This is a genomic window from Oerskovia sp. PE-21s (assembly GCF_056158145.1).
This window is the reverse complement of sequence record NZ_JBUXJM010000005.1, coordinates 250966-264943: the sequence shown is the minus strand read 5'-3', so window position 1 is coordinate 264943 and position 13978 is coordinate 250966. Positions and strand designations below refer to the sequence as shown.

Annotated in this window: 14 protein-coding genes and 1 tRNA gene; 2 read left to right on the top strand and 13 right to left on the bottom strand. The window is 72.2% G+C overall.

Features of this window, described 5'->3' with window-relative positions; genetic code table 11:
* Window positions 1-76: 76 nt before the first annotated feature.
* Window positions 77-1174: a fatty acid desaturase family protein gene (locus ACZDYF_RS12330; protein ID WP_400273376.1), complete on the top strand. Its 1098-nt coding sequence runs from the start codon at window positions 77-79 to the stop codon at window positions 1172-1174.
* A gap of 44 nt (window positions 1175-1218) precedes the next feature.
* Here ACZDYF_RS12330 and ACZDYF_RS12325 read toward each other — a convergent pair whose 3' ends face one another.
* From ACZDYF_RS12325 to ACZDYF_RS12315, 3 genes are all read right to left on the bottom strand, one after another.
* Window positions 1219-1875, bottom strand: coding sequence for a GyrI-like domain-containing protein (locus ACZDYF_RS12325; RefSeq protein ID WP_475057109.1), 657 nt, complete (start codon window positions 1873-1875; stop codon window positions 1219-1221).
* Window positions 1876-2042: 167 nt separating this feature from the next.
* Complete coding sequence (pntB, locus tag ACZDYF_RS12320; protein WP_475057105.1) at window positions 2043-3425, bottom strand: Re/Si-specific NAD(P)(+) transhydrogenase subunit beta; 1383 nt, start codon at window positions 3423-3425, stop codon at window positions 2043-2045.
* A gap of 3 nt (window positions 3426-3428) precedes the next feature.
* The gene (locus ACZDYF_RS12315; RefSeq protein WP_475057103.1) at window positions 3429-4991 is read right to left on the bottom strand and encodes a Re/Si-specific NAD(P)(+) transhydrogenase subunit alpha; all 1563 of its coding nucleotides are present in this window, start codon (window positions 4989-4991) and stop codon (window positions 3429-3431) included.
* 264 nt (window positions 4992-5255) lie between these two features.
* On the opposite strand from ACZDYF_RS12315, the gene ACZDYF_RS12310 reads away from it, so the two are divergent.
* On the top strand, window positions 5256-5492 hold the full coding sequence (locus tag ACZDYF_RS12310) for a hypothetical protein (protein ID WP_475057101.1): 237 nt from the start codon (window positions 5256-5258) through the stop codon (window positions 5490-5492).
* 179 nt (window positions 5493-5671) lie between these two features.
* Here ACZDYF_RS12310 and ACZDYF_RS12305 read toward each other — a convergent pair.
* From ACZDYF_RS12305 to ACZDYF_RS12260, 10 genes are all read right to left on the bottom strand, one after another.
* Window positions 5672-5744: transfer RNA gene (locus ACZDYF_RS12305), tRNA-Ala, on the bottom strand.
* Between the two features lie 58 nt (window positions 5745-5802).
* The gene (locus ACZDYF_RS12300; RefSeq protein WP_475057099.1) at window positions 5803-6483 is read right to left on the bottom strand and encodes a histidine phosphatase family protein; all 681 of its coding nucleotides are present in this window, start codon (window positions 6481-6483) and stop codon (window positions 5803-5805) included.
* Entirely contained in the window at window positions 6480-6917 is a 438-nt protein-coding gene (gene rsfS / locus ACZDYF_RS12295; protein ID WP_191788910.1) for a ribosome silencing factor, read from the bottom strand. Before rsfS ends, ACZDYF_RS12300 begins: the two co-directional genes overlap by 4 nt.
* Window positions 6918-6945: 28 nt before the next feature.
* Window positions 6946-7932, bottom strand: coding sequence for a hypothetical protein (locus tag ACZDYF_RS12290; RefSeq protein ID WP_475057094.1), 987 nt, complete (start codon window positions 7930-7932; stop codon window positions 6946-6948).
* Complete coding sequence (nadD, locus tag ACZDYF_RS12285; protein WP_191788908.1) at window positions 7929-8534, bottom strand: nicotinate-nucleotide adenylyltransferase; 606 nt, start codon at window positions 8532-8534, stop codon at window positions 7929-7931. The genes ACZDYF_RS12290 and nadD overlap by 4 nt, the downstream gene beginning before the upstream one ends.
* A gap of 26 nt (window positions 8535-8560) precedes the next feature.
* Window positions 8561-8716, bottom strand: coding sequence for a hypothetical protein (locus ACZDYF_RS12280; RefSeq protein WP_191788907.1), 156 nt, complete (start codon window positions 8714-8716; stop codon window positions 8561-8563).
* Between the two features lie 109 nt (window positions 8717-8825).
* On the bottom strand, window positions 8826-10181 hold the full coding sequence (locus ACZDYF_RS12275; RefSeq protein ID WP_364072516.1) for a glutamate-5-semialdehyde dehydrogenase: 1356 nt from the start codon (window positions 10179-10181) through the stop codon (window positions 8826-8828).
* A 139-nt stretch (window positions 10182-10320) separates the two neighbouring features.
* On the bottom strand, window positions 10321-12009 hold the full coding sequence (locus ACZDYF_RS12270) for a dipeptide ABC transporter ATP-binding protein (RefSeq protein ID WP_475057090.1): 1689 nt from the start codon (window positions 12007-12009) through the stop codon (window positions 10321-10323).
* A complete protein-coding gene (locus ACZDYF_RS12265; protein ID WP_475057088.1) occupies window positions 12006-13001 on the bottom strand; it encodes an ABC transporter permease in 996 nt (331 codons plus the stop codon). Before ACZDYF_RS12265 ends, ACZDYF_RS12270 begins: the two co-directional genes overlap by 4 nt.
* 19 nt (window positions 13002-13020) lie before the next feature.
* Window positions 13021-13971, bottom strand: a complete 951-nt coding sequence (locus tag ACZDYF_RS12260) for an ABC transporter permease (protein ID WP_475057086.1) — start codon at window positions 13969-13971, stop codon at window positions 13021-13023.
* Window positions 13972-13978 lie beyond the last annotated feature (7 nt).

Below are 13978 nucleotides of genomic sequence, written 5' to 3'. Positions count from 1 at the left end.
ACTCTCACCATCTGTACAACGGGCATCTCGCTCACCCCGCGGCTGGGAAGTCGACCCCCAGCCCTGTGAGGGATGTATGACCGACACTGCAGTCCGCCCCGGATTCCGCCCGACGAAGCCGCGCACCAGCGACGGCACGAGCGTCACCAGCACCTACACCGAGCTCTCCAAGCGCATCCGCGAGGCCGGGCTGCTCGAGCGGACGCACGGCTACTACGGCTGGGTCGCCGCGATCCTCACGGTCGCTCTCGGCGGCGCCGTCGCCGGCTTCGTGCTCCTGGGCGACTCGTGGTTCCAGCTGCTCATCGCGGGCGCGCTGGGGCTCATCCTCACGCAGTTCGCGTTCCTCTCGCACGAGGCCGCGCACCGCACGATCCTCACGTCCGGTCCAGCCAACGACCGGGTGGGTCGGTTCCTCGCCAACGGCGTCGTCGGGATCAGCTACTCGTGGTGGATGAACAAGCACACGCGCCACCACGCGAACCCGAACCGCGTCGGCAAGGACCCGGACATCGAGACCGACACCATCTCGTTCCTCGAGGAGAGCGCGGCCGAGCAGAAGGGCTTCCTCGCCCTCATCACCCGCCACCAGGGCTGGCTGTTCTTCCCGCTGCTGACGCTCGAGGGCATCAACCTGCACATGATCTCGATCCGCTCGCTGCTGTCGTCGGCGAAGAGCCGGGCGCGGACCATGGAGCTCGTGACGATCGCCGTTCGCCTCACGCTCTACGTGGGCGTCGTGCTCTGGTTCCTCCCCCTGGGCATGGCCTTCGCGTTCCTCGGTGTACAACTGGCGGTCTTCGGTGTGTACATGGGCGCGTCGTTCGCCCCCAACCACAAGGGCATGGCGATCATCCCCGCGACCAGCAAGCTCGACTTCCTGTCCAAGCAGGTCCTGACCTCGCGCAACATCACGGGCGGGCGCGTCATGAACGTCCTCATGGGCGGGCTCAACTACCAGATCGAGCACCACCTGTTCCCGAGCATGCCCCGCCCCCACCTCGCCAAGGCCCGCCTCATGGTCCGCGAGCACTGCGCGCGCCTGGGCATGCCGTACACCGAGACCAACCTGCTGGCGTCGTACGCGATCGTCGTCCGCTACCTCAACCGCGTCGGCCTCTCGGCACGCGACCCGTTCGACTGCCCCATGTTCAACCAGCTCCGCAAGGTCTGAGCCTGCGCCCCTCTGGTCCTGTCAGAGCCGGCGTGACGCAGAGGTCACGCTCGTCCTGACACATCGGGCTCCGCGGGTCCCGCCCCGCCGAGCGCGCGCACCGGCTGACGCAGCACCGTCCGCAGCTTCTCGGGCGCCGTGCGACGCACGTCGCTGAGGTAGATCTCGTGGTGCGGGCCGTTGAACGTCAGCCCGTGCTCGGGCAGGTACTCGTCGTGCAGCCGGGCGAGCGTCGGCGCCTCGTCGTCGTAAGACCCGACGTGCAGGACCTGCACCGCGTCCCCCTCGTCGTACGTCGCGAAGCGCACCCGGTCGAGCGCGGGCAGCCCTTTCTTGCGGCGCGTCACCTCGGCCACGTCGTCCACGAACGCGTCGGTGAGCCAGTCGGGCTGCAGCACCATGAGGGTCCAGCTCCACGCGTCCTTGTCGCGGCGCACGAACGCGGCGGGGTCCTCCGCGGTCCACAGCCCTTCGAGCGGCCCGACGACGTAGTCCCTGCCCAGGTCCTTCTTGCTCGCGAACTTCACGGCGTAGGAGAGCGAGAACAACGCCTCGACCGCCTCGGTGTACGCCGGAGCCGTGTTCGGGTCCCCCTCGCCGTCGATCTGCAGGTACGCGAGCGGTGGCACGACGACCCGTGTGAACTCACGGGGCGGAGCGTAGAGCTCGCGGTGCTCCTTGCGCAGGTCGACCTTGTCCATGGTTCCTCCGAGACGAGCGACGGGTCGAGCGCGACCTGAGCGCGCCCGGTGCGCGGCGCCGTCGGGCCGGGACGACGAGGAGGTGAGCCACGTCGCTCTGCCTGACGACGTCGCCCACCTCCTCAGCCTCCCTCGCCCCGCGCGGGTTCGCACTCCCGCGCCGGGCCTCAGAGCGCCTGGATGATGTTCTCCACCTGATCCTTGGCGTCTCCGAAGAGCATCGCGGTGTTGTCCTTGAAGAACAGCGGGTTCTGGACCCCCGCGTACCCCGTGGCCATCGACCGCTTGAAGACGATCACCTGCTTCGCGTTCCAGACCTCCAGCACAGGCATGCCGGCGATGGGCGAGCCCGGGTCGTCGAGCGCGGCCGGGTTGACCGTGTCGTTGGCCCCGATGACGAGCACCACGTCGGTGTCCGGCAGGTCACCGTTGATCTCGTCCATCTCGAGGACGATGTCGTAGGGCACCTTGGCCTCGGCGAGCAGGACGTTCATGTGCCCGGGCAGGCGGCCCGCGACCGGGTGCACCCCGAACCGGACCTCGATGCCGCGCTCGCGCAGCCGGCGCACGAGGTCCGCGACGGGGTACTGCGCCTTGGCGACCGCCATGCCGTAGCCGGGCGTCACCACGACCGAGCGCGCGTGCTTGAGCAGGTCGGCGACCTCGGCCGCCTGGATCTCGTGGTGCTCGCCGTAGTCCTGGTCCGAGGCCACGACCGTGCCGCCCTCGGCCCCGAACCCGCCCAGGATGACGCTCACGAACGAGCGGTTCATGGCCTTGCACATGATGTAGGACAGGATCGCACCCGAGGACCCGACGAGGGCGCCGGTGATGATGAGCAGGTCGTTGCTGAGCATGAAACCCGCCGCGGCCGCGGCCCACCCGGAGTACGAGTTGAGCATCGAGACGACGACCGGCATGTCGCCGCCGCCGATCGAGGCCACCAGGTGCCAGCCCAGCGCGAGCGCGACGACCGTCATGAGGATCAGCGGCAGCAGCCCGTGACCCGCGATGAACCATGCCATGAGGCCTCCCGAGGCGACGAGCGCCCCGAGGTTCCACCAGTTGCGCCCCGGCAGCATGAGCGGGTTCGACCGGATGCGCGCCGACAGCTTGAGGTAGGCCACGATCGAGCCCGTGAACGTCACCGCGCCGATGAGCACGCCGAGGAAGACCTCGACCAGGTGCACGACGTCACCCTGCTCGGTCAGGTACGAGTTGAAGCCGACGAGCACCGCCGCGAGCCCCACGAAGCTGTGCAGGAGCGCGATCATCTCCGGCATCTGCGTCATCTCGACGCTGCGCGCCCGCCACGTCCCGACGACCGCGCCGATCAGGAACACCATGGCGATGAGCAGCAGCGTCACCATGACGGGACGCTCGCTGTCCTTCATCGCGAGCGCGACCGTGGCCACGAGGGCCAGACCCATGCCGGTCATGCCGAGCAGGCTGCCGCGACGGGCCGTCTCCTGCTTGGACAGGCCCGCGAGGCTGAGGATGAACAGGACTGCTGCGATGACGTAAGCAGCCTGGACCAGGGAGGTCAGCACGGGTCAGGCCTCCTTCCGGAACATGCCGATCATGCGGTAGGCCACGAGGAACCCACCGAAGATGTTGACGGAGGCCAGGGCGGCCGCGACGAAGGCGATCGTGGTGACCACCCAGCTCGAGTCGCCGATCTGCAGGAGCGCGCCGACCAGGATGATCCCGGAGATCGCGTTCGTCTGGGCCATGAGCGGGGTGTGCAGCGAGTGGCTCACGTTCGAGATGACGTAGTAGCCCACGACCACCGCGAGCGCGAACACCGTGAAGTGCCCCACGAACGCGGGCGGCGAGAACGTGATGGCGAGCGCTGCCAGGACCGCGGCCAGGGCGTACCCGACCGCCCGGCGGGTGCCACGCCGTCGGGCGGCGTCCAGCGCGGTCGCTGCGTCCAGCGCGGCCTGGGCCTCGTCCACCACGGGCGGTGCCGGGGCCGCGGGGGCCGCGGCCGAGACCGCGACCGGGGGCGGCGGCCACAAGACCTCGCCGGCCTTCGCGACCGTCATACCACGCAGCACCTCGTCGTCGAGGTCGAGCACGACCTGCCCGTCGCCGCCCGGGGTCAGGAGCTTGAGCAGGTTGACGATGTTCGTCCCGACGAGCTGCGAGGTGTGCTTGGGCATGCGGCTCGTGAGGTCCGTGTACCCGAGGATCACGACGCCGTTCTCCGTGACGACGCGCTCCCCGGGCACCGTGAGCTCGCAGTTGCCGCCGCCCGAGGCCGCGAGGTCCACGATCACGCTGCCGGGGCGCATCGCGGCGACCATGTCGGCGCTGATGGTGCGCGGCGCACGACCCCGCACCAGGGCCGTCGTGACGACGATGTCGGCGCGCGCCGTCTCGGCCGCGTACATCTGGGCCGTGAGGCGCTCCTGCTCGGCGGTCAGCGCGCTCGCGTAGCCGTCGGTGCTGACCTCCTGGCGTGCGCCCTCGGCCTGGACGAACTCCGCGCCCATCGACTCGATCTGCTCGCCGACCTCGGGCCGCACGTCGAACGCGCGCACCTGCGCGCCGAGGCTCGCGGCCGTGCCGATCGCGGCAAGACCTGCGACGCCGGCGCCGATCACGAACACGGTCGCGGGCGCCGTCTTGCCCGCCGCGGTGACCTGGCCGGCGAACATGCCGCCGTACTCCTCCGCAGACTCGATCACCGCGCGGTACCCCGCGACGTTCGACATCGCGCTGAGCACATCGAGCGACTGGGCGCGCGAGATGCGCGGCACGGCGTCGAGGGCCAGCGCCGTGACGCCGTGGTCCGCGAGCTGCTGCACGAGGGCCTCGTTCGCACCGGGGGCCAGCATGGCGACCAGGGTCACCCCCTCGCTCAGCGACGCGACCTGCTCGGCCGACGGGCTGTTGACGGCCGTGACGACGTCCGCTCCCCACGCCTGCGCCGCGTCCCCCAAGGTCGCGCCCGCCTCCGCGTACGCCTCGTCGGGGTAGCTCGCGCGCTCACCGGCACCGTGCTCGACCACGACGTCGTACCCGAGGCCCACGAGCTGGGCCACCGTACGGGGGGTCGCGGCGACGAGCCGCTCGCCGGGACGGGTCTCTCTGGGCACGCCGATGCGCATGCTGACCTCCTTGCTCGGATGGCTGCACGGTATCGGTACGGCAAAGAAAGCGCCGCAAGGCACGCATCGTGGACGAATGTCGTCCACGCGGATCACGGTCCGGGGGGCGAGACAGGCGGTCCGGTCCGAGGCGGGTGCGTACGCCGGCGGCGCGGAGACCCGTCTCGGACGGGCGCACCCGTCTCGCCTGCGCCGCAGGTCCGCCCCTGCCCGACGGCGCCAATCACCTGGCATCTGCCACTCGCCGCTGGCTAGGGTCGCGTCATGAGCGCATCCGGCCCGCCCGACGCCCGTGGGCGACTCGTCGAGGACCCGTTCGACCACCGCGTCACGGCGTCCGGGACCGTCCTGGCCTACCGGGGCGGGCGTCTGGTGGCGACGATCTCCGGCGCCCGGGCGGCGCGACTGATCGTTGCTCTGGAGACGGCTGACGAGGACCGGACGCAGCACCTCCTGGCGCGGGCGACCGGGAACTACCGCCGGGGGAACGAGCGACGGTGACGCCGGCCGAGGCAGCCTGCCCCGTCCCGGGCTGATGCGGCGCACCCGTGAGCCCGCGATCCTTGTGGGGACGAACGGCCTACCCGTGACGTACGACACATTCGGTCCGTAGCGGGTGAAAACAACCCCGGACAACGACGAAGGCCGCCTCCCTCGCGGGAGACGGCCTTCGTGTCGGGTGGAGCTGAGGGGACTCGAACCCCTGACCCCCTGCATGCCATGCAGGTGCGCTACCAGCTGCGCCACAGCCCCAGAACCAGTGCTGGCCCCGTGCTCCCGTGAGGTTTTCCCCCTCGGAAGCATCGCTAGTTTATGCCGAAGTCGGCTGGAAAATCCAATCGGGTCCAGACGCCCACTCGTCGAGCGAGAAGTCCGCTCCGACGTTGTGCGCGACGAGCCTCCACGCAGGGTGGGCGTTGGCCCCCGAGCGCTGCAGCTGGGACCAGTGGACGTTGTTCAGCCCGGAGATCCCCCGCCAGGTCGACGGGTCCAGCCCGAGCATCGCGGTGATCACGAGCGTGATCGCCGCACCGTGCGACACGACGACGAGGGTGTCCGTCTCGTCGAGCGCGTCCGCGTGCTCGGTCACGGACTCGACCATGCGGGCCGCGACGTCGGCCCGCGACTCGGCGCCCGCACGCGCGGGCTCCTCGCCACGGCGCCACGCCGCGTACTCGTCGGGCCAGCGCTCGGAGAGCTCCTCGCCCGTCATGCCCTCCCACTCGCCGAACCCACGCTCACGCAGGCGCTCGTCGAGCGAGACGGGCAGCCCCGTCGCCTTCCCGTAGTACCTGGCGGTCTCGGCCGCACGCGTCAGGTCCGACGCGACGACGACCGTCGCGGCGTGCGCGGCCGCGAGCGACCGTGCGCCCTGCTCGGCCTGCCAGTGACCGACGGCGTCCAGCGGGATGTCGACCTGCCCCTGGAGGCGCATGGCCGCGTTGTACTCGGTGCGCCCGTGGCGCAGGAAGACGACGGTGCGAGCGCTCACGCCTGCGAGTCCTCCGCGAGGTGGATCGAGCCGTCGGACACGTCGCCCGCGTCCGAGGAGCCGTCCCCACCGCGTGCGTCCTCGGGCAGCTCGATGGCCGGGCAGTCCTTCCAGAGGCGCTCGAGCGCGTAGTAGACCCGGTCCTCCGAGTGCTGGACGTGCACGACGATGTCGCCGAAGTCCAGCAGGACCCAGCGCGACTCCGACTTGCCCTCGCGGCGGATGGGCTTGACGCCCACCTTGTGCAGCTCTTCCTCGACGGCGTCCACGATCGCGGACACCTGCCGTTCGCTCGTCCCCGAGGCGATCAGGAAGACGTCGGTGAGCACGAGCTGCTCACTGACGTCCAGGGCGATGATCTCTTCGGCCTTGCGGTCCGATGCGGCGCGGGCCGCGATCACCGCAAGCTCGACAGCGCGTTCCGTTGCAGTCACGACTCTCCGTGTGTTGTCTCGAGGCCCGTCAGAAGGACGGGCCGTGGTGGTGCGTGGGGCTCGAAGCAGTGGCTTCGACGCCGACCTGCGCGGCGGGCTCCGCGGTGCTCGGCCCTTCGCCCAGGAGGAGCTTCCAGATCAGCAGGCCCAGGACGAAGGCCACGGCGATGAGGATCAGGTAGTGCAGCCAGGTGTACGCGTGCCCCGGAGGCCGCTCGTCCACCTCGTCGTCCTCGTCGTCCTCCGCACCGCGGGCCGCGAGGCTCTGCCGCGCTCCCCCGGCGACGGGAAACGGTGAGTCCTCGTCGGGTCCTTGGGCCGCGGCGCTCGGCGCCCCGGGGAACAGGGACGCAGGCGCAGGCGGCTGGGCCGGGGCCTGCGTCTCCCACGGGAGGGCAGCACGGGCCGGTTCCGGCGCCTGCTGCGCGAGCCCGCTGGGAGCGCTCTGCTCCCACGGCAGCGCCGCAGGGGCAGGCGCGGGGGTCGCAGCGGCACGCGGGGTGTCCGGCGCGGGCGTCCGTGACGACACCGACTCCCGCGCGGGCGGGAAGGGGGAGGTCGCGCTCTGGGGCGCCGGCTCGGGGACCGTCGGACGCGTCGGCGTCGCGAACGGCGACGGGGCGGTCGACGGGGCCCGCATGCTCTGGCGGACCGGGGGCGTCATCCCGGGGGGTGGGGACTGGGCAGGACGGATCGCGACCCGCTCGGCCGTCTCCTGGATCGGGGTGAGCCGACCGGTCTCGTCGACGCCGCGCATGCCGCCCGTCATTGACGGCGGGCGCACGACGGGCGCCGGGGTCGAGTAACCGTCCGAGGGGGTAGGGGCCGACACGTCACGCATCGAACGCCGCGACGGCGGCGGGGCGGCCGGGGCCTGGGCCGGCGGCGGGGCGTAGCCTCCCGACGCGGACGGCGCGCCTCCTGCCGCCTGCTCGGCCGCCGCGGCTTCACGCTCGCGGATCTCTCGGCGCGTCAACGGGCGGACGGGCTGCATGCTCCCGTGCTGATCACTCATGATGCTGATCCTCTGTACAGGCCGTGCTTCGCGATGTACTGGACGACTCCGTCCGGCACCAGGTACCAGACCGGTTGGCCGGCCTCCGCTCGTTGACGGCATTCGGTCGACGAGATGGCGAGCGCCGGGATCTCCAACGTGGAGACGACCCCGGGCGGCAGGCTGTCGACACTGAGCCGGTGTCCCGGACGGGAGACCGCCACGAAGTGTGCCATCTTCCAGAGGTCGTCGGCATCCTTCCAGGTCAGCATCTGCTCGATCGCGTCGGCGCCGGAGATGAAGTAGAGGTCCGCCTCGGGGCGCAGCTCACGCAGGTCGCGCAACGTGTCGACGGTGTAGGTGAGCCCCGGACGGTCGACGTCGACCCGGCTCACGGTGAATCGCGGGTTGGAGGCGGTCGCGATCACCGTCATGAGATAGCGGTGCTCCGGCGCGCTGACCTTCTGGTGCTGCTTGAAGCTGGGCTTCCCGGTGGGGACGAAGATGACCTCGTCGAGGTCGAAGCGGGCCGCGGCCTCGCTCGCCGCGACGAGGTGGCCGTGGTGGATGGGGTCGAACGTGCCACCCATCACCCCCAGCCGGGGCCTCCTGCTCGCCGTCATCTCCGAAGGATCCACCAGCGCCCGGGTCAGTGGCGGGTACCGACGCTACGGAAGGCGTAGGTCACGAGGAGCAGGCCGACGAGCACCCCGAAGGCGACGATGCCGAACCCGACGGGCGGGATCGGGAGGTGGGTGACGGCTTCGGTGTTCTCCTGGGCAACCTGTGCGGCAGCAGCGAGCACGATGTCCTCCTAGTGGTTCTGAGCGTGGTGCGGGTCAGCGGGTGATCTGCGCGGGCGCCGATCGCCGTCCAGTCTCTCACGGTCGTGCTGGACGTCGAGCAGCATGTGATCAGGGACGCACGTGGCCGTCGCCGTGCACGACCCACTTGGTCGTCGTGAGCTCGGCGAGCCCCATGGGGCCGCGGGCGTGGAGCTTCTGGGTCGAGATGCCGATCTCCGCACCGAGCCCGAACTGCGCCCCGTCGGTGAAGCGGGTGGAGGCGTTGACCATGATGGCCGCGGAGTCCAGCTCGGCCACGAACCGCTCCGAGGAGGCCAGGTCCCGGGTCACGATCGCCTCGGTGTGCCCCGAGGTCCAGGTGCGGATGTGCTCGATCGCCGCGTCGAGGTCCGGCACGACCCGCACCGCGATCTCCGGGGCGAGGTACTCGCGCGCCCAGTCGTCGTCGGTCGCGGCGAGGACCTCCACGCCGTCCGGGGCGAGCTCGGCCGTCCGGGGGTCACCGTGCAGCACGACGCCGGCGCCGTCGAGCGCCGCGAGCGCCGCGGGCAGGAACTGCGGCGCGGCGTCGGCGTGGACGAGCAGCGTCTCCGCCGCGTTGCAGACCCCGACGCGCTGCGTCTTGGAGTTCAGCAGGATCTCCAGGGCGCTGGACTGGTCGGCCGACGCGTCGACGTACACGTGGCAGTTGCCCACGCCGGTCTCGATCACGGGCACGGTGGACTCGCGGACGACGGTCTGGATGAGGTCCGCTCCCCCGCGCGGGACGAGCACGTCGACGAGGCCGCGCGCGTGCATGAGCGCGACCGCGCCGGGACGACCATGACGGTCGATCGACTGGACGAGGTCCGCGGGCAGCCCCTGGGCCACCAGGGCCCGGCCGAGGACCTCGACGACGACCTCGTTCGAGCGCGCGGCGGCCGAGCCTCCGCGCAGGATCACGGCGTTGCCGCTCTTGAGCGCGAGCCCCGCGGCGTCCACGGTCACGTTGGGTCGCGCCTCGTAGATCATGCCGACGACCCCCATGGGCACGCGCACCTGGCGCAGCCGAAGGCCGTTGGGCAGCGTCGAGCCGCGGACGACCTCTCCGACCGGGTCCGGCAGCGTCGCGAGCTCGCGCAGCGCGTCGGCGATCGCGACGATCCGCTCAGGGGTCAGCGCGAGACGGTCGAGGAGCCCGGCGGACGTGCCGTTCGCCCGCCCTCGCTCGAGGTCCTGCGCGTTGGCCGCGACGATCTCCGCGGTGGCCGCGACCAGGGCGTCGGCCAGCGCGTGCAGCGCGGCGTCCTTGGTGGCTCGCGTCGCGGTCGCGAGCGTGCGCGAGGCCACCTTGGCGCGGCGGGCCGTGTCCTCGACGTCGCGGGCGACGGACGGCGCGGAGGCCGTGGGGTCGTTCGCCTGCGGGCCGCCCGTGACGGCGGTCGCGGGCTGGTCGAGGTCGGAGGCGGGGCTGAGCGCGGTCATGCGACGAGCCTACGACGCACGCGCCGTGCCTGTCTGCGGCGTCCGAGACGTGAAGCGGCCCGACGCCGTCGCGCGCCCCCGTCGTAGAAGACCGGCCGTGCGGTGGCCTGGTCAGGGCCGCCCCGTGGTTCCTGGGCCCTCACTCGACGTCCGCGAGCGCCCGGCGCCCCGGTATGGCCGCGACCAGCTCGCGCGTGTACTCCTCGTGCGGGTCGAGGAGGATCCGGTCGGCGGTCCCCGTCTCGACGAGGTGCCCTCGGTGCATCACGCCCACGTGGTCGGCGACCTGCCGGACCACCGCGAGGTCGTGCGAGATGAAGAGGTACGCCAGCCCGTGCTCGGTCTGGAGCGCGCTCAGCAGGTCCAGGATCTGGGCCTGGACCGAGACGTCGAGCGCCGAGACCGGCTCGTCGAGGACCACCAGGTCGGGGCGCAGGGCCAGGGCGCGCGCGATCGCGACCCGCTGACGCTGCCCGCCCGACAGCTCCCGAGGCCCCCGCCCCAGCGAGGTCGCCGGGAGCGCGACCTGGTCGACGAGCTCGCGCACCCGGGCCCGGCGCTCGCGGGGGTCCCCCACCTTGTACGCGCGCAGCGGCTCCTCGACGATCTGCTCGACCGTGAAGCGCGGGTCGAGGGACGCGTACGGACTCTGGTACACGACCTGGAACCGTCGGCGGAGCCTGCGCAGCTCCTCGCCGCGGGCCGCCGTGAGATCCGTCCCGTCGAGCACCAGCGAACCGGCCGTCGGCTGCTCGAGGCGCAGCACCAGGCGCGCGGTCGTGCTCTTGCCCGAGCCCGACTCGCCCACGAGCGCGAACGTCTGCCCGGCGTGCAGGTCGAAGCTCACGTCGTCGACCGCGACCAGGGAGCGCGACGCGGCCCCGCGCGGTAGCGGGAACTCCTTGCGCAGCCCCCTCGCCTCGAGGAGCGGGGCGGACGGCGCGGCCCGGGCGTCGTCGTCGGGCCTGGCGGCCGGCCGTGCCGTGGCCCGCACCGCGGCCCCCGAGCCTAGGCGGGTGCTCGCGAGGCTCGGCGCGGCTGCGATGAGCTCGCGCGTGTACGGATGCTGCGGGTCCGCCAGGACGCTGCGTGCGGGCCCCTCCTCCACGACCCGGCCGTGCCGCAGGACCACGATGCGATCGGCACGGTCTGCGGCCACCCCCAGGTCGTGCGTGATGAGGAGCACCGCCGTGCCGAGCGTCGAGCGCAGCAGCTCGATGTGGTCCAGGATGCGGCGCTGGACCGTGACGTCGAGCGCGCTCGTCGGCTCGTCGGCGATCACGAGGTCGGGCCCGGCGGCGATCGCGATCGCGATGAGGACGCGCTGGCGCATGCCGCCCGAGAGCTGCGACGGGTACTGCCGGGCGCGAGCGGCCGGGTCGTCGAGGCCCGCCTTCTCCAGGAGCTCGACCGCGCGGCTGCGCGCCTCGCGACGACGTGCGAGCCCGTGGATCACGAGGACCTCCGCGACCTGGTCCCCCACGCGCTGGACCGGGTTGAGCGAGACCGTCGGGTCCTGCGGGACCAGGCCGATCCTGCGGCCGCGGACCTCGCGCCACTCCCCCTCGCTCAGCCCGGTCAGGTCCCGCCCGCCGAACCCGATCGTGCCCGACGTACGGCGGCCCCCGCGCGGCAGCAGGTTGATGACCGCGTGGGCCGTGGTGCTCTTGCCGGACCCCGACTCGCCCACCAGCGCCACGACCTCGCCCGCGCGGACCTGGAGCGAGGCCCCGTCGACAGCGGGCGCGTCACCTCCCGTCGTCGTGCGGTAGCCGACGTGGAGATCCCGGACGTCCAGCAGGACGTCGTCGGGCACGGGGACGCTCATCGGTCCTCTCCGTCCTTCTCGAGCGAGCGAGAGACGCGGTTGGCCGACAGCACGACCGCGACGATCACGAGCCCCGGCAGCGTCGTGAGCCACCACGCGGCGGCGAGGTAGTCGCGCCCGCCGGACACCAGCGCACCCCACTCCGGGGTCGGGGGCGCGGCCCCGTAGCCCAGGAAGCTCAGGGCCGAGATCGCGAGGACGGACGACCCCAGCTCGAGCGCGGTCAGCGCGACCACGGGGCCCGCCGAGTTGGGCAGGACGTGACGTCGCAGCACCGTGTACCAGCGCACGCCCGACGCACGGGCGGCCTCGACGTACGTGGTCGACGACGTCCGCAGAGCCTCCGCACGCATGACGCGCGCGAACGCCGCGATCGTCGTGATGCCGACCGCGATCGCCACCTTGACCGTGCCGAACCCCAGCACCGTGATGATCGCGAGCGAGAGCAGCAGGCTCGGCACCGCGAGCAGCACGTCGACCACCCTCCCCACGACGTCGTCGACCCACCCCCGCAGGAAGCCCGCGAGCAGGCCCAGCAACGAGCCGACCGACAGCCCCAGCGTGACCGCGATCACGGTCGCGCTCAGCGAGAGCCACGAGCCGTGCACCACCCGGGCGTACACGTCGCGCCCCAGGTGGTCGGTGCCGAACAGGTGCTCGCCGCTCGGCGCCTGCAGGCGGTCCGCCGGGACCCCCGTGATCGGGTCCTGGGACGCGAAGACGCCCGGTGCGAGCGCCCACGCGACCACGAGCAGCAGGAACAGCACCGCGAGCAGCAGGCCGGGGCGGCGCAGCACCGCGATCCCTGCCCGGCCGAGCGCGCGCAGCGACGACCGCGCTCCCCTGACGCGGCGGTCCGTGGCGTCGAGCGGGGCCGGGTCGGTGAGGGACGGCCGCGCGTCGGGCCCGTCGAGCGGGGCCGGCCCGTCCGGCGCGGGAGCGTCCGGGGACAAGGTCTCCGGGACGGTGTAGGTGTCGAGTCGTGCGGTCATGATGTCCTCCTCCGTGCCCTCACGCCGCGGCGGAGGGCTGGCGGGTGGTGATCCGGGGGTCGAGCACGGGGTAGAGCAGGTCCACCAGCAGGGTCACGACGACGAAGACCAGGGCCGAGAAGACCACGATCGCCTGGACCACGGGCACGTCCTGCTGGTTGACCGCGGTCACCGTCAGGCGACCGACCCCGGCCCGGGAGAAGACCGTCTCGGTCACGACCGCACCGGCCAGGAGTCCCCCGACCGTCACGCCGAGCACCGTGAACGCCGGGATGGACGCGTTGCGCAGGGCGTGACCGAAGTGCACGCGCGCACGCCCCGCGCCCTTGGCCCGAGCGGTCTCGACGTAGGGCTCGGCCAAGGTCTGGCGCAGGCTGCGCGAGAGGACCTGCGCGAACGCGGCGCTCGCCGGGATCGCGAGCGTGCACGCCGGCAGGACGAGGCTCTCGAACCCCTCGTTGCCCATGGCGGGGAACAGCCGCAGCTCGAACGAGAACCACTGGAGCAGGAGCAGCCCCACCCAGAACGTCGGCAACGAGATGCCCAGGGCCGGCAGCGACGCGAGCGCGTGCCGGAGCCAGCGGGCACGCGGGAAGGTGCTCGCGAGCGCGAACGCGGCTCCGCCGACGAGCGCGAGCCCGAGGGCCAGGGCCGTGAGCTGCAGCGTCGGCGGCAGCGCCTCGGCCAGGAGCTTGGTGGCGGGCGCCCCCGAGGAGAACGAGCGCCCGAAGTCCAGGTGCACCGCTCCCCACAGACCGTGCGCGTACTGGACCAGGACGGGGCGGTCGAGCCCTTGCTCGGCACGCAGGCGCGCGACGAGCTCGGGGTCCGAGAGGTCACCGTCGGCTCCGGCCGCCTTGATCGAGGCCGCGTCGCTCGGCAGGACGTAGAGCAGGAAGAAGGAGATCGTGAAGGCCGCCCACAGGACGAAGCCTCCCTGCCCCAGGCGGCGGGCGATGTACCGGCCCATGGTCGGC